Source organism: Ktedonobacterales bacterium, from assembly GCA_036557285.1.
GTDB lineage: Bacteria > Chloroflexota > Ktedonobacteria > Ktedonobacterales > DATBGS01 > DATBHW01.
On the sequence record DATBHW010000064.1, the window covers coordinates 1 to 14,397 of the forward strand.

16 protein-coding genes are annotated in these 14,397 nt (G+C 58.9%); 7 read left to right on the top strand and 9 right to left on the bottom strand.

From position 1 onward, the window contains the following. Together VH599_18585 and VH599_18590 are read left to right on the top strand one after the other, a co-directional pair. The coding region (locus VH599_18585; protein HEY7350328.1) for an MMPL family transporter at positions 1 to 833 on the top strand (833 nt) is incomplete at its 5' end. Positions 834 to 849: 16 nt separating this feature from the next. After that, positions 850 to 1,965 (top strand): lipocalin family protein, encoded by a 1,116-nt coding sequence (locus VH599_18590; protein ID HEY7350329.1) that lies wholly within the window; start codon positions 850 to 852, stop codon positions 1,963 to 1,965. Between the two features lie 34 nt (positions 1,966 to 1,999). Here VH599_18590 and VH599_18595 read toward each other — a convergent pair whose 3' ends face one another. From VH599_18595 to VH599_18615, 5 genes are read right to left on the bottom strand one after another with little or no spacing between them, the layout of a single operon-like run. Beyond that, positions 2,000 to 2,749 carry a metallophosphoesterase family protein gene (locus VH599_18595; protein HEY7350330.1) on the bottom strand — a complete coding sequence of 250 codons (750 nt, stop codon included), beginning with the start codon at positions 2,747 to 2,749 and terminating at the stop codon, positions 2,000 to 2,002. Between the two features lie 44 nt (positions 2,750 to 2,793). Then, positions 2,794 to 3,558, bottom strand: a complete 765-nt coding sequence (locus VH599_18600) for a class I SAM-dependent methyltransferase (GenBank protein HEY7350331.1) — start codon at positions 3,556 to 3,558, stop codon at positions 2,794 to 2,796. 39 nt (positions 3,559 to 3,597) lie between these two features. Then, positions 3,598 to 4,590 carry an NAD-dependent epimerase/dehydratase family protein gene (locus VH599_18605; GenBank protein ID HEY7350332.1) on the bottom strand — a complete coding sequence of 331 codons (993 nt, stop codon included), beginning with the start codon at positions 4,588 to 4,590 and terminating at the stop codon, positions 3,598 to 3,600. Further along, on the bottom strand, positions 4,587 to 5,237 hold the full coding sequence (locus VH599_18610) for an ATP-dependent Clp protease proteolytic subunit (GenBank protein HEY7350333.1): 651 nt from the start codon (positions 5,235 to 5,237) through the stop codon (positions 4,587 to 4,589). The genes VH599_18605 and VH599_18610 overlap by 4 nt, the downstream gene beginning before the upstream one ends. Positions 5,238 to 5,259: 22 nt before the next feature. Then, positions 5,260 to 5,490: a hypothetical protein gene (locus tag VH599_18615; protein ID HEY7350334.1), complete on the bottom strand. Its 231-nt coding sequence runs from the start codon at positions 5,488 to 5,490 to the stop codon at positions 5,260 to 5,262. Between the two features lie 247 nt (positions 5,491 to 5,737). Between VH599_18615 and VH599_18620 the strand changes: the two genes are divergently transcribed. The 4 genes from VH599_18620 to VH599_18635 all read left to right on the top strand — a co-directional run bounded on the left by VH599_18620 (position 5,738) and on the right by VH599_18635 (position 9,690). After that, a complete protein-coding gene (locus VH599_18620) occupies positions 5,738 to 6,136 on the top strand; it encodes a helix-turn-helix transcriptional regulator (protein HEY7350335.1) in 399 nt (132 codons plus the stop codon). A gap of 108 nt (positions 6,137 to 6,244) precedes the next feature. Beyond that, positions 6,245 to 7,921: an AarF/ABC1/UbiB kinase family protein gene (locus VH599_18625; protein ID HEY7350336.1), complete on the top strand. Its 1,677-nt coding sequence runs from the start codon at positions 6,245 to 6,247 to the stop codon at positions 7,919 to 7,921. Positions 7,922 to 7,924: 3 nt separating this feature from the next. Beyond that, the gene (locus VH599_18630; GenBank protein HEY7350337.1) at positions 7,925 to 8,746 is read left to right on the top strand and encodes a DUF2232 domain-containing protein; all 822 of its coding nucleotides are present in this window, start codon (positions 7,925 to 7,927) and stop codon (positions 8,744 to 8,746) included. 89 nt (positions 8,747 to 8,835) lie between these two features. Next, positions 8,836 to 9,690, top strand: a complete 855-nt coding sequence (locus VH599_18635; GenBank protein ID HEY7350338.1) for an energy-coupling factor transporter ATPase — start codon at positions 8,836 to 8,838, stop codon at positions 9,688 to 9,690. Between the two features lie 27 nt (positions 9,691 to 9,717). On the opposite strand, the gene VH599_18640 is transcribed toward VH599_18635, so the two are convergent. Beyond that, on the bottom strand, positions 9,718 to 10,581 hold the full coding sequence (locus VH599_18640) for a type II CAAX endopeptidase family protein (protein ID HEY7350339.1): 864 nt from the start codon (positions 10,579 to 10,581) through the stop codon (positions 9,718 to 9,720). A 239-nt stretch (positions 10,582 to 10,820) separates the two neighbouring features. On the opposite strand from VH599_18640, the gene VH599_18645 reads away from it, so the two are divergent. Next, positions 10,821 to 11,102 (top strand): hypothetical protein, encoded by a 282-nt coding sequence (locus VH599_18645; GenBank protein HEY7350340.1) that lies wholly within the window; start codon positions 10,821 to 10,823, stop codon positions 11,100 to 11,102. A 269-nt stretch (positions 11,103 to 11,371) separates the two neighbouring features. Here VH599_18645 and ndk read toward each other — a convergent pair whose 3' ends face one another. Genes ndk through VH599_18660 form a run of 3 tightly spaced genes read right to left on the bottom strand, consistent with a single transcriptional unit; the run spans position 11,372 to position 14,345 of the window. After that, entirely contained in the window at positions 11,372 to 11,821 is a 450-nt protein-coding gene (gene ndk / locus VH599_18650) for a nucleoside-diphosphate kinase (protein ID HEY7350341.1), read from the bottom strand. A 10-nt stretch (positions 11,822 to 11,831) separates the two neighbouring features. Then, positions 11,832 to 12,182: a roadblock/LC7 domain-containing protein gene (locus VH599_18655; protein HEY7350342.1), complete on the bottom strand. Its 351-nt coding sequence runs from the start codon at positions 12,180 to 12,182 to the stop codon at positions 11,832 to 11,834. 33 nt (positions 12,183 to 12,215) lie between these two features. Continuing rightward, positions 12,216 to 14,345 (bottom strand): tetratricopeptide repeat protein, encoded by a 2,130-nt coding sequence (locus VH599_18660; GenBank protein HEY7350343.1) that lies wholly within the window; start codon positions 14,343 to 14,345, stop codon positions 12,216 to 12,218. Positions 14,346 to 14,397 lie beyond the last annotated feature (52 nt).

Below are 14,397 nucleotides of genomic sequence, written 5' to 3' on the forward strand. Positions count from 1 at the left end.
GTTCCGCCTGTAGCACTAGCATCACGATGGTCCAGGTGACGAGCAAGTATGGCATGCTGGACCCGCGCTCGGAGGCGCTGGTGCAGGCGATCCGCAACACGCCGCCACCGGGTAGGCTGCATGTGCTGGTGGACGGCGGCACGGCGGGCATCATTGACTACGTGAATACGCTCTACGGCGCCTTTCCACTGGCGCTGCTGGTGGTCGCGCTCATCACCTATGTCGTGCTGATGCTGCTGTTCCGCTCGCTGGTGCTACCGCTGAAGGCAATTCTGATGAACCTGCTGTCTATCCTGGCGAGCTACGGCGCGCTGGTCTTCATCTTCCAGGAGGGCCACCTGAGCAACATCCTACGCTTCACGCCGCTCGGCTTCGTGGAGGCGTCTACGCCGATTCTGATGTTCTGCGCCCTCTTTGGCCTCTCGATGGACTACGAGGTCTTTCTGCTCTCGCGGGTGCGCGAAAGCTGGGAGGCGACGCATGATAACCGCTACAGCGTGGCGGTTGGTTTGGAACGCAGCGGGCGCATCGTGACCAGCGCCGCGCTGATCGTCGTGGTGGTGAGCCTGTCGTTTGTCTCCGCCGATATGATTCTGGTCAAGGCGCTGGGGTTAGGGATGGCGCTGGCGGTATTGTTGGATGCGACGCTGGTGCGCGGGCTGCTGGTACCCGCAACGATGCGGCTTCTGGGATCGTGGAACTGGTGGCTGCCGGACTGGCTGGCGCGCCTGCTGCCCGCGCGCGTCCATGACCCCGCAGACGGTATGCTGCCAGCGGCTCAGGAGTCTTTTGATACGGTCTCCGCACAGGCAAAACGCGGCACGACACGCTAATGATGAGGGAAACCCGATGACATTTCGTACATCCAACAAGAAGCGTGTCTTATTGCTGGCGTTGAGCTTGCTGGTGATGGCACTGGTAGGCTGCGGTGTGCCTGGAACAATTGCCACAGGTGGGAGTCTGCCCCCTGTGCCACTGCTGCCTCAGCCAACGCCTTTTCCGCCGGTGCGCTTTCCGCAAGATGAAGCGCCTCACCGTGACCTGACCGAATGGTGGTATTATACCGGCCATTTTACCGGACAAGATAGCACTGGCACGACCCACCGATATGGTTTTGAGTTTGTCATCTTTCAGAATCTGCGCGGCGATTTTGCGCCGGTCTATGCGGCGCATTTCGCTATCTCGGATATGTTCACTGGCGCGTTCCACTATGACCAGCGTCTGATACAGGAGCCGCGCGCGATTATCCCCAATGGAACGTCAAACGATGGCTTCCACCTGGCACTGGGCGACTGGACCATGCAGGGGCTGGATGGACTTGACCACCTTCAGGCTGGTATGCCGGATTATCAGATGAAGCTTGATCTTCAGGCCAACAAGCCGCCAGTGCTGCATGGCGACAATGGCCTGATTACCCTTGGCCCGGACGGCTTTTCGTACTACTACTCGCGGACGCGCATGCTGCTGAGCGGCGCGGTGGTTGATCATGGAGCAACTATGCAGGTGACGGGTCTGGCCTGGATGGACCATCAGTGGGGCAATTTCTTGTCGCTGGCTGGCGGCGGGTGGGATTGGTACAGCATCCAGCTTGCGGATGATACCGAACTGATGTTGTACTTTCTCCGTGATCTATCGGGGAAGGTCGAGGCCACCTATGCGACCCGTGTCGGCCCGGATGGCAAAGAGATCGTGCTGAGCCGGGGCGATTTCACCAGCCGGGCGCTAAGTTCATGGACCAGCCCGGTGACGCACGCAACCTATCCCTCTGGCTGGCGGGTGGCAATCAAATCGCTCAAGCTCTCGCTGACGCTGACGCCAGAACTGCGCGATCAAGAGTTAGTGACGACGGCCTCGACAGGTGTGGCCTATTGGGAGGGCGCTGTTGCTATTCAAGGGCAGGAGGCAGGACGACCCATTGGCGGGCAGGGCTACGTCGAACTGACAGGCTATGCGCCTGCCGCTTGAAGAGTCTGCCCGCTCATCGGCTGTGAGCTAATTTCTATGAGGCCGCCATCCGCTCAAACACCTCTATCGCCTCAGCCGCTGTCGGCGGCTGGAGGACATTGTGATCGGCAAACTCCTGCGCCTGGGGATACTCAGTGGCGCGAATCAAGCGAGCGGCAAACTCGAAGTCGTAGCGTGTCTGCCGCAGCATCACCTGTGGACCAAGCCACAGCCAGTAGGCGCCTGGATCGCCGTAGGGCATCCCCACGCTTCCAGCGTTCACAATCCTGACTTTACCGAACTGGCGATCAAATTGCATGTGGGTGTGTCCACAAACCACCACTGCCTGCTCGACTTCTGTCAACGCTGCTTGCAATCGCTGGTCGGACGTAGCCACCGTGAGAACCTCTTCATCGCTGCGCGGGGAACCATGACAGAAAAGCACATCTCCCAGGCCATCAATGGTCAGGATCGCTCGCTCGGCAAAACTCGCCAGGAAATCCCGATGCCTCTGGTCCAACTGTTGGGCTGCCCAGCCCGTCATCGCTTGAAATGTCTCAGAAGTGTCTTGAACGTGCAAAACGCCGTCAAACTGATTGATAAGCTCGCGGTCAGCGTTGCCGCGAATGAAGCATGCGCGCTCCCCAAGGCCCATCAGCCGATCCAGGGTGGCTCTGGGCATCGGGCCTGAAGCCACATCGCCACCTACCAGGATCAGATCAGGCGCCGCCTGGTCGATCTCTGCCAGTACGGCTTCCAATGCAGGGAGATTGCCGTGAATGTCGTAGATAGCAGCAACCTTCATGGAAGAATTCCTTTCGCTTCAAACAGTTCTTAGAAGCAGCTAGCTTAGAGTGGGTTATGCCCCTGGCCTGACTTCTTGCACGCTGCGACCAGGATGGCAGGAACCTCTCCCCACACCGATCTGTTTCCCCCTGAAAGGGCTGGCGAATCGCTGACGTTGGCAGCCCTGCGCGGCTCGCTCAGCCGTTGCAAATGCAACCCGGCATCCGCGAGAGCGTTGATATAGGTTGAGAGTGTTCGGTGGTACGCGCCGACTTTGCCCGGCGGCCCTGTTCGCGTGTCGGAGCGCCAATAGCTCTCCTCGAAGTAGCGGCCAATGGTGCGCACCGCGCCCTCTGGCGTTTCCAACTCCCCGGACTGCGCGGTGTGGAAGCAGGGGTGCAGGATGGCAAAGACAAACCAGCCGCCGGGCTGGAGTAGATGCGCAACACTGTGCAGGGTTGGGGCCAGGTCTGGAATGTCCATCAAGGCCATAAAACATACGACACCATCAAACAAGCCGAGCGTCTCGCCGTCGAGGCTGCGAGCGTCGGCGTGAATGTACTCGATTCCGCGCGGCTCGCTTTCCTCCTGGCGGTGAGCAATCGCCAGCAGCTTTGCCGAGAGGTCGATGCCAACCACACGCGCGCCCAGGTCAGCCAGATGCCGCGCCACTCTGCCCTGGCCGCAAGCCAAGTCGCAGATACGTTGCCCGGAGACCTCTCCCATGAGCGCTTCGACGGCGGGAAAGTAGGGGTCATCACGCATGGAGTGGGCGCCGACCCACCAGTCGTACCACTGGGCAATGTCATCATAGGTACTCGTGGTCATTGTTTCCTCGGTTCTTGCCTTGGAAGGTCGTATCAGGCTCTAGTCCCGGCATGCTTGCAGGTAGTGCGCTTCGCGCTCCGGCTTGATGCCAGCGCGGCGTTCTGCATCGGCAGGGCGTGTGGCGTCCCAGGCGAGCGTATCCCGCACAGTTTCGGCCAGCGGGCGGAAGGTGAGACCAGCCGAGAAGGCTTTGGCGCAGTTGATCTCGCTAAAGCCGCCGGACTCAGGATCGCTTTCGGGAATCCACAAAGGCACCTCCATCCAGGGAGATGCTCCAGCTTCAAGCAGACGCTTCTCGTTGGCCCATACGAAACGGGCGTCGCTGCCGCTCTGGCGCTTGCACTCCTCTAACACCTGCCCCATCGTCAGTGGATAGTCGGGGCCGGTGGCGTTGTAGACGCCGGTTTGCCTTGCTTCGACCAGACGAATGGTCCACTCGGCAAGGTCGCGCGCGTCAATGAATTGGACCAGCCGCTCTGGACTCCCTGGAGCCAGCACATCGCCGCCCTGCGCGATGCGATGGGGCCAGTAGGTGAAGCGGTCGGTTGGGTCATGCGGGCCGACGATCAGTCCTGGCCGAATGTTCAGCACCCGCCCAGGCATGGCTCGCTCTGCCGCCTGTTCGCACAGGGCTTTGAGCGGTCCATAGGCTTCGTTTGTGACCTCTTCGGCGGTTTCATCCTGCAATGTGCCGACTAATCCGCTCTCATCTACCCCCGGCTTGCTAACATCAGAATAAACCGAGATGCTGGAAATGAAGGTATAGTGATCGACGGCATCGGCCAGCAGTTCCGCCGAGGCGCGCACGATGCGTGGCACAAAGCCGCAGGTATCAATCACTGCGTCCCAGCGGCGGTCTTGCAGAGCAGCCAGGTCTCCGTCGCGGTTGCCGCGCAGCTTCTCCAGATCGGGGAAGAGGGCAGGATTGCGCTGCCCTCGATTGAAGAGGGTAACTTCATGGCCGCGTGCCTGAGCGGCCTCGACCAGATGCCGCCCCAGGAAGGCGGTTCCGCCAAGTAGTAAGAGTTTCAATGGCTCAATGCCTCCTCTAATCCTTTCTCTGCCAGAGGTAACACTTCGTCAATGATGCCATACTCGCAAGCTTGCTCAGGGCTGAGGAAGAAGTCGCGTTCGGTGTCGCGCTGGATGCGCTCCAGGGACTGGCCCGTATGGCGCATAATGATTTCGTTCAACACGTCGCGGGTATGCAGCATCTCGCGGGCGTGAATATCAATATCCGTGACCTGGCCGGTGATGCCTCCGCCTTGCAGGAGTGGCTGGTGCAGGTGAATGCGCGCGTGTGGCAAGGAATAGCGCTTGCCTTTGTCGCCCGCCATCAACAGGATGGTGCCAAAGCTGGCGGCCATACCCACACAGGTGGTAGCGATGGGCGCCGGGATATGGCGCATAGTGTCGTAGATTGCCAGGCCAGCCGTAACGACGCCGCCCGGCGAGTTGATATACATGCGAATGTCGCGGTTGGTGTCTTCGCTGGCGAGGAAAAGAAGCTGGGCGACGATGATGCTTGCCATCCCCTCTTCCACCGGACCGTTGACCATAATGATGCGCTCGCGCAGCAACCGCGAGAAAATATCATAGGCGCGCTCGCCGCGTGAACTTTGCTCGATGACGGTTGGTACGTAGACGTTGGAAACGTTAGTCAGGAATGGGGCGCTCATATGCGCTTCCTTTCTGCCCTGGTCAGGCGTCTAGCACTGGCCGGATAAAATAGAAGTAGATGAACGGCTGTGAGGACGAGCGGCTCTGGTCGAGGATGGCGCTGAGCGCCCAGCCTTCCGCGCCTAGCTCTTTCAATTCCTCCTCGCGTGGGATGGTCTCGCGCTGTGGGTCAATGATAAGACAGCGATACTCCCAGCGAGCTTGCTCGGCAGGATGATCTTCATAGACAATGGGCAAAGGCAAATGAGCCATAGGTACTTCTCCCTTTCTTCAGGCGATACAGCGCGCGTGGCTCTTCAATGCTGTATCGTCTCACACTCTGCTCAGCTATGTTCAGCAACCGGAATGGCTTTTTCTGCGTAAAGTGAGTGAACCATCCGCGATTGATGTCCTCTATTTGCAAGATAAGCGCTTTTAGCTTATAGTACAAGGGAAAACGAATGCTCTGAGCGTAATGCTGTTTCGGAATATGCTGTGAGCATCTCGCCAGGGGGATTGCATGGCAAACTTGCAAGAAATGATGGGTCGGGTTATCCGGCGCGAGCGGCAAGATCGGCGTCTGACGCTGAAAGAGATTGCGGATAAGGCCAATCTTTCGGTGGTGTATGTGGGCGAGGTCGAGCGCGGGCAGAAGTATCCTTCTGCTGTGGTGCTGGAAAAGCTGGCCGAGGCGCTGGACCTGAGCGTGGCCGATCTATTGGAACTGGTGGCCGAAGAGATTCGCGCCGAGCGCCAGCCTGCGATGACCAGCGCGATTGGCTTTGCTCTGCCCGATCAACCGGGGCAGGCGCGGCGGGTGGTGGTGAAACGGATTGTGAATATGCTGGATGAGGGCGCAGTTGCCAGTGTCGCTGATTTTAGCGTGTTCCTGCTGAACCGGCACAATCGTGAGATGTAGCCTGCCGCCCGCGCCCGCCGCTGAAGGCGCTGACGGGTACCCAGTGTCTGCATTCTGGCGCCCGTTGGGCGCGCGCCTGCGCCCTCACTTTAAGAAGGGAAACCCCAGGTGAGAGTACCTGTGTTTAACCGGGCCAACCGTGCCTGGCGTTTTTACCGTGTCTCCCGGCTGCTGTTTACGATGATCTGGATTATGTATCGTGAGCGGCGGCGCGTGCTGAAAGCCCGCCAGCGCGGGGACCGCGAGACGCGGCCCAACACCGAAGCGCTGCGCCGGGTCGCCGTTTCTTTTCGTGAAACCGCGCTGGCCCTGGGCGGGCTGCTTATCAAGCTGGGGCAGTTCTTGAGCGCGCGCGCCGATCTGCTGCCCCAGGTGGCGCTGAATGAACTCATACTGCTGCAAGACGAGGTGACAGCAGTACCCTTTCGCTACGTGGCGGATGCAATTGAGCGCACATTTGGGCGTCCCTTGAATGAACTCTATGCGTATGTGGAGCAGAAACCCACAGCAGCGGCTTCATTGGGTCAGGTTCATCGCGCCAAACTGCCCGGGGGGGAGGATGTGGCGGTGAAGGTACAGCGCCCACAGATCTACCGGCTGGTCAAGGCAGACCTGGGCGCGCTGAAGTTTGTGATCTGGGTGATTACGCGGATTAAGCGTGATACGATCAAGTTTATTGACCTGTGGGCGCTCTATCGGGAGTTCAGCCGAACGGTCTACGAAGAACTGGATTATGTGGCCGAAGGGCGAAATGCGGAGCGTTTTGCCCGGCTTTTTGCCGATAATCCAATGGTGAAGGTACCCAAAATCTATTGGGATTATACGAAGCGGCAGGTGCTGACGCTGGAATGGATTGATGGCATTAAGATCAGCAACTACCCTGCCATTGAAGCGGCAGGGCTGAACCGCAAGCAGATTGCCGATAGGACAATCAGCAGCTATTTTAAGCAGATTCTGGAGGAAGGATTCTTCCACGCGGACCCGCATCCTGGGAATCTGTTTGTGCAGCCAGGGCCAAGCGGGCCGATTATTGCGTTTGTGGATTTTGGGATGATGGGGTCGGTGAGCCGTTCGCTCAAGCGTGGGCTGCGCAAATGTTTTCTGTCGGTGGCTGGGAAAGACGCGCGCGGATTAATTGAGGGGCTGGATGAGTTAGGGTTTATCGGGCCTGGCGCGGATATGGGGGCGCTGGAGAAAGCTGCCGATTTGATGCTCGGCCAGTTCTATGGGCGCACGATGGCGGAGGCGCGAGAGGTTGACCCCGGCGAGGTCTTTAGCGAAGCGGATGAACTGCTCTATAATCAGCCGTTCCGCCTGCCCTATCAGTTTATCTTTTTCGGACGTATGATGGGTATCCTCTCTGGATTAGCGACGGGTCTGGCACCAGACTTTAATTTCACTGAGGTTGCGCTGCCCTATGCGCGTGCCTTTATGACGAGCAACAACGGCGCCAGTACCGCCAGCGGAATCGCGGGATTGCTGGGCGTCTCGCGTGAGGATATTATTCCGCTGGTGCGCTCACTTGTCAGCCTGCCCAGGCAGACGGAACAGGTGATGTCGCGGATAGAACGTGGCGAACTGCGCCTGGCAGTAGATATGGAACCGTTGCAGGGTTCGCTGCGGCGCGTGGAGCGCAGTGTGAACCGTCTGTCCTACATGGTGATGTTCGCTTTTTCATTGACTGGCGGGGTCGTATTGGGGGTCTTCAATCAACCGGGTCCAGGGTGGGTTTGTCTAGGACTGGCAGTGGCTTCGGGGCTGGCTGCTGTCTTGCGGAGGGGATAGCGCGTGTTTGGAGTTGAGCAGCGCGAATCTACGCAGCCAAAGGACGAAACAACCAGGGTGGTGGCGCCCGAACCAGCGCCCTGGGTAGACGCGCTGTCGCTGGCAGAAGGTGGGTTGCTGGCCGATGTGGCTGTGATTCTGGAATTGGTGCGTATCTTCTTGCCGGTAGCAGGTATCGCCTTTTCGCTGCTGGTTCCTATGCCTTTCGTACTCTTGATGCTGCGCCGGGGTCTGAAACCGACGCTGCTGGCGGTAGTGGTGGGCGCGTTTCTGATTGGGGTGATTACCGGGCCGCATTATGGCTGGCGCATGGGGGTGAGTGGGCTGGTGGGGCTGGCGCTGGGTTTTGCGATGGAGAAACGGCTGCGACCAGTGTTCGTTGTGATCGCTGGCAGCCTGATTACATCGGTGGCTTTCTATGCGTTTTTCTGGGCGACGATCTGGTTGGCGGCGGTTCCGCTCTCTAGCCTGGTGGCCGAGGGGGTCAATACCATCCACGCGGCAAACGGCGCGGCGGAGTTTATTACAAGCCATCTGGGCCTTGGCGGGTTGTGGCAAGAGTTCTCGCCAGCACTCTTTGCTCTTGAGGGTTGGGTGATTGCCTATTGGCCTCTGGTCGTCTATGGGCTAATATTGTGTGCGTCAATTGGGTCGGTAGTGGTGTATTATTTGATTGCCAACGGGTTGATGCGGCTCTTTGGTTTTGAGGTGCGGCCATTTCCGTCGCCGCGTGTAGATCGCTTCGTGCGCGGGCTTTTCAGGTTAGCGAGCCGACTCTTGGGTCGGCTGCGGTTCAGACGGCACAGACAATTGGAACCGGCGTGATTCCTGTTTGCTCAGCAGAATCGCCAGAGGTTTTTATATGAGGGTGGCTGATGTAGCCATCGGATTTGGGAACAGAGGGAGTAGTGTGTATGTCAGCATCATCTGACGACGCCATCCTGGTTGCGGAAGATGTAACCTATCAGTATCCAACGGCTGCGCCAGGCACACCGCTCGCGCTCGACCATGTAAGCTTACGGGTGCGCAAGGGCGAATTTCTGGCCCTGCTGGGGCATAATGGCAGCGGGAAATCTACGCTGGCGCGCCATTTTAACGCGCTGGTGCTGCCGCAGACGGGGCGTGTGCTGGTTGATGGATTGGATACACGCGATCCGGCCAACAAACGCCGGGTGCGCGAGATGGTGGGCATGATCTTCTATAATCCCGATAACCAGATCGTGGCGACTGTCGTCGAAGATGATGTTGCCTGGGCGCTGGCGGCGCGAGGCTGGTCGCGCGCCGAGATCGAGGAGCGTGTGAACGAGGCGCTGGTGATGGTTGGTCTGGAGGAACAGCGCCACCTTTCGCCCCATCGGCTTTCGGGTGGGCAAAAGCAGCGGCTGGCAATTGCCGGAGTGCTGGCGCTGCGTCCAGCCTGTATCCTGGCTGATGAGGTCACGGCCCTGTTGGACCCGGTTGCTCGTAACGATATTCAGAGCTTGCTGCGCCGTCTGAACCGCGAGCAGGGGCTGACGATTGTGCAGGTGACGCATCTGCTTGAGGAGGCCGCGCTGGCAGATCGAATCGTGGTCTTGGAAGGCGGGCGCGTGGCGCTGGAGGGCGTCCCAGCGGAGGTCTTTGCTGATCTGGATCGCTTACAAAGGCTGCGCCTGGCGATTCCTGATGTAATTGCGCTGGCGAATCGTTTGCGCGTGGCCGGGTTGCCTATTCCACTGGATGCGCTGACGGCTGAAGATGTTGCCAGTGCGCTGGTGGATTATCGCTGAGCGCGTATTGGGGGCGCCAGCGAAAACTCAGAAGTGCAGCGCCTGAAAGATAATCAGCGCGCCCAGAAAATTGTTGACCATGTGCAGAGCCATGCCCGGCCAGAGCGAGCGCGTGCGCCAGCGGAAGATCGCCAGCAGCAGACCGATCACGACGAGCAGTACGAGCGAACCGGGATCGCCATGCGTCAGGCCAAAAATGACTGCGCTGAGGACCACAGCAAGCCAGACCGAAAGGCGCAGGCGTAGCCCCTGGAAGAAATAGCCACGAAAGAAGATTTCCTCGCAGAATGGGGCGACAATGACGGCGCCAATGATAATTGCCAGGGTTGTCCAGGGCGCGTTATTCGCCCGCGCCAGCAGTTCGTCAACGTTGGTCTGGACGGTGATATGCAGCGCCTGAGCAATCAGCGCGTAGAGATTACCGGCCACTACAATGACCAGCACGCCGAGCGCAAGAGCGCCTATACCCTGCCAGAGACGGAAGGAGCGAAACCCCAAGGCGCTCAGCCCTTCACGGAGTTCTGGTACTGCCAAGCCGTGCTGGCGTGCCAGGCGACGCGGCTTGAAGACGGCAAACCAGAGGGGCGCGATCAAAAAAGCTCCTTCCAGCAGCGCCTGCAAGATAAAGGTCAAAAGCGCGTCAATGATGTCCACGCTGGGGGAGAGTGGCTGATTTGTGGCAGGTTGTGCTGATGATTGGAGCAGGGCCAGCGAGTTCAGCGCAAGCAGGGGAACGAGGGTGAGCAGGGCGCCAACCATCGTATCTCGGAACGTCCAGGTTGGCAGGTCCGCGTCTGGCGCGGGAACTGGTTGTGGCCCGCCGGGCTGATAGTTTGCGGCGTTGAATAAAGGCTCTTCCTCACGAGAAAGAGCATCCCAATGTTCTTTCATCAAGCTAACCAATCGTTGGAATAGAAAGGCTGTACTGGGAACGCCACATTGAAGCAAGGAGCATCCCAGGGTTGTATGGTATAATACTCACAACTATTGCGCGCTGATGTGGGGCGGTTTCATCCTACTCTCTGTAGCATAACACAACGAGAGATTTTCTGCTGACACTCATAGAGTAACTGTGGCATGCAAGCCGCTGAGGCGTTACACTGTTGATCCAAGGAGCAAAGGAGTGAAGCGTGGCTGCCGCCTTGAAGGAAGATCCGGGTAAAAGCCCAAACTGGCGCCATCATAAAAACGCCTGCCCGTTCTATCGAGAGCGCTGGTTCCCTGAACATAATCTGGCCGCTGGCGAGCCGATCTATCAAGTCTTCTGCATGCAAAATACGCCGCCCGTTACCAGCGAAGAGCAGGATAAATGCCTGCATAGTCGCTTTGTTTGCTGGCGTCTGGCGGGAAAGTCTGCGGAAGATCAGCCCAGGCCCCCCCAGAAAACGAAGGCGCGCGCGCGTTCTTTGTAAGCAGTACCCTTGCAGGGAAGCAAGCAAATCCTCAAGGCATTCCGGTCATCCTTCTTCCCTGAACTATCATCCCCTGAAAAGCGCCAGGCCTTTGGCTTTGCGCATCCTCAAGTCGTTCTTTACTCCTGCATTACGATTTCTTCGATGCGAATACCGCTGGCAGAGCCGCCTTCCAGGTCACTCAACGATTCGCCGCCAGGGACGGCGGCACTACATGCAAAAATGAGCCTCTTCAAGCGAATATGGTAGAGGGAGATGATGAAGAGCGGCTATTCATGAATCCAGTGGTCCATGTCTCGTGTGTAGGAGGTGAGTTCGTTCTCCTGGAAGAAGAGCGCCACTTCACGTACTCCCGTATCGGGAGCGTCGGAGGCGTGGATGAGGTTGAAGCCGATCTCGATGCTCAGATCGCCCCGAATGGTGCCAGGAGCCGCTTCAGCGGGGTTGGTAGCGCCAACGGTAGCGCGGGTGACGGCAACGGCGCGTGGCCCTTCCAGTACGCCCACCACCACCGGGCCAGAAGTAATGTAATTAACCAGTCCGGCATAAAATGGTTTGCCCTGATGCACGCTGTAGTGTCGCTCGGCGAGATCACGCGAGATGCGCATTAGTTTTAGGCCCACCAATTTCAGCCCACGACGCTCGAACCGGCCTAGCACCTCACCAATCAGACCGCGCTGCACGCCATCGGGCTTGACAATAATTAACGTCCGTTCCATGTTGCTCCTTTTAGTATGCGCCAACACGCTCGGCCAGACGCTGACCTGCGCGTGTCATTTCGAGTCGAATGCGGCCCAGATTCACCTGGGGCGTCGTACTGACCACCAGGATCAGGTCTTCTATCTCGGTCAGGTGCAGAGCGCCATGCGCTGATTGGATCAGGGCCTGGCGCATCTCGCCTGTTCCAATCTCCTGGCTATAATGCGTAATCGCGCTGAAGCAGGCTGCAGCCATTGCTCCAAGTACCTCCTCATCTTCGCTGCCATCCGCTGATCCGGCGACGACCAGCCCATCTTTGCCCACGAGAATAGCCTGGATTACGCCCTCGACCTCTGCGATACGCTGCAATATTGTTTCCATGATAGCCCCTTGATTGGAACGTCTGCCGCTGGGCTAGTGACCTCTGCTGGCGGCCAGCCCACGATTATATGCTTCGAGCGCTTCCATATAATTACCTCGCCGTGTATAGGCGTCGCCCAGCAGCCGATAGACAGCCGCCTGCTCAGGGTTTTCGCTGGTCGCAGCGCGCAGTCCGGCGATCACGCTGTCAATGAGTTCGGGCGCGCCGCGCATGATAGCACGATAATGGCCGAGCGCTTCGTCCAGGCGGCCTGTCTTGCGCTGGCGCTCGGCCAGTTCCAGCCGCGCAGGAAAGTCATTCTCGGCAATAGAGAAGACCTTGCCCTCTGGTATCTCTTGCCCCCAGGTTTCGCCGCTGCTGGCATCTGTTAGCGCCGCCAGTGGTCCTTCCAGATGTGTCAGCCCTGATGCGCTGAAGGTGCGCTCCAATTCCTCCAATGTGAGTGGGCGCAGCGAGACAGAGGAGATGCCTCCAAGCGCCTCAGCGTCCTCACCTTGCGTCGCTGATGGTTCTCCATTGCCAGAAGAGCCTGGTGTCAGGCGCACAGCCCGCTGGGGAACAGTGTCACTCGGCCAGAGCGAGCGCGCGAACTCTGCGTCTGGCGCGTCCCACAGGAGGGTGCGTTGGGTTTCTGCTTGATCGTTTGGAGGGAACAGGGTTGCGAACGCTCCAGCTTCTTCGCTGTCGTCTGTGGCATCTAGCGGGCGAGCGCCCTGTGCCTGGAGCCAGCGAAGCCAGCCAGCCTCGGTGTCTTCTTCATCGGCCCACTCTTTGCTCCTTCCTGGTTGCACCGGAGCGAGGCCCAAATCCTCATCTGTGGGTTGCGCTGCGCCATTGGGTACGGCTGTGTCCAGATCGGCTGTATCAGAGGGGGAGGATACCCTGGTTTCGTCAGTCTGGCGATTGGCGGTATCAAGCCAGAAAAGAGCCTCAGCGAAATCTTCGGTTGCCGCTTCGGCGCTGCTGGTGGGGAGCGGCCCTGAAACTGGCGCTTGCTGGCTGGCGCCGCTTGCCAGATCGGGGATGCCCGATCTGGCTGTCGTTTGCTCTTCAGATTGGGAGAAACTGTTCAAGAGCGCCTGGAGGCGATCAATGGCCTGATCTGTTGGCGTCTGCGCATCTGTCAGCATCGGCGTGGAGAGGGCTTCTGGGCTGGACGGACGCTCAATCAGCGCGGCCAGCATTTCCTCCAGACTTTCTCCTTCGCGGAGCGGCGGGCCGTTGCTGGCTGTGGTAGTATCAAGGAAGGAGAAAGAAAATGCTTCGCTGGAGAAGGCTCCGCTGCTTGCTGCTGCGTCGGGCGATCTGGCCGATGATCGTACCGCCTTCTGAAGAGCTTCCAGAGCGGAGAGCGCAGGCTGCGACGCTTCGCTGAGGCGATCTTCCATCGCTGGGATGCGTGCAGGCTGAGCCAGGATAAAGTCTGCTACCTCTTTATCGTTGATGAGCGCGTCAGCAAAAAGTTCGTGAGCCATGTGTCCGTTCGGGTCCAGGCGTCGGGCCTGTTCTAGATACTGATCGGCTTCGTCGTTCTTTCCGGTTCGATAGGCGATTTCGCCCAGCAAGAGCAAGGCTTTGAGGCAGGAGGGAATGGCTGCAAGGATAAGTTTACAGTGCTCGGCAGCTTGTGAGAATTGCCCGTCGCGCCAGAGAGCTTCAGCCATGCCAAGGCGCGCATCAACTCGTTCCGGGTCACTTTGCAGCACTTGCTCCCATTCGCGGATGGCATGAGCCAATAAATCGCCGCGCATATAGAGACGCGCCAGCCCGACCCGCGAAAGGATGAAATCCGGCTGATTAGCTTGCGCCGCCAGCCGTCGAAACTCCAATCGAAGCTGGCGGTTGCCCAGGCTCAATTCGCATGCCTGATAGTAGCAATCCAATGAGGATTCATAGTCGCCAAGTTGCTGGCTGATGAGGGCGCGCCCACAATAGGCCAGCGTGTTTTCCGGGTCGCTAACCAGCACCCGGTCAAACGCTTGAAAGGCTTCTTTCGTTTTTCTCAGCGCCAGATATGCCTCGCCCAGTACACGTCGCGCTTCCAGCATCTCTGGGTAATGGGCCAGGATATGATGGCAGCGCGTCAGCGCATCTGCCGGACGGCCCGCGCCAATGTCGTCTTCTGCAAGACGCAGCGTATCGAGCAGCATCGTTTCGGCCATACCGAATCCTCCCGCCCGCAGGTCTGAGAAAAGCAGCTTTGCCAGTGCTGTC

Excerpts from the sequence above, each read along its gene's own strand:
- VH599_18590 (HEY7350329.1), top strand. The coding sequence starts at position 850 with ATGACATTTCGTACATCCAACAAGAAGCGTGTCTTATTGCTGGCGTTG.
- VH599_18660 (HEY7350343.1), bottom strand. The coding sequence starts at position 14,345 with ATGGCCGAAACGATGCTGCTCGATACGCTGCGTCTTGCAGAAGACGAC.
- VH599_18620 (HEY7350335.1), top strand. The coding sequence starts at position 5,738 with ATGGCAAACTTGCAAGAAATGATGGGTCGGGTTATCCGGCGCGAGCGG.
- VH599_18610 (HEY7350333.1), bottom strand. The coding sequence starts at position 5,237 with ATGAGCGCCCCATTCCTGACTAACGTTTCCAACGTCTACGTACCAACC.
- VH599_18655 (HEY7350342.1), bottom strand. The coding sequence starts at position 12,182 with ATGGAAACAATATTGCAGCGTATCGCAGAGGTCGAGGGCGTAATCCAG.
- VH599_18640 (HEY7350339.1), bottom strand. The coding sequence starts at position 10,581 with ATGAAAGAACATTGGGATGCTCTTTCTCGTGAGGAAGAGCCTTTATTC.
- VH599_18615 (HEY7350334.1), bottom strand. The coding sequence starts at position 5,490 with ATGGCTCATTTGCCTTTGCCCATTGTCTATGAAGATCATCCTGCCGAG.
- VH599_18635 (HEY7350338.1), top strand. The coding sequence starts at position 8,836 with ATGTCAGCATCATCTGACGACGCCATCCTGGTTGCGGAAGATGTAACC.
- ndk (HEY7350341.1), bottom strand. The coding sequence starts at position 11,821 with ATGGAACGGACGTTAATTATTGTCAAGCCCGATGGCGTGCAGCGCGGT.
- VH599_18595 (HEY7350330.1), bottom strand. The coding sequence starts at position 2,749 with ATGAAGGTTGCTGCTATCTACGACATTCACGGCAATCTCCCTGCATTG.
- VH599_18600 (HEY7350331.1), bottom strand. The coding sequence starts at position 3,558 with ATGACCACGAGTACCTATGATGACATTGCCCAGTGGTACGACTGGTGG.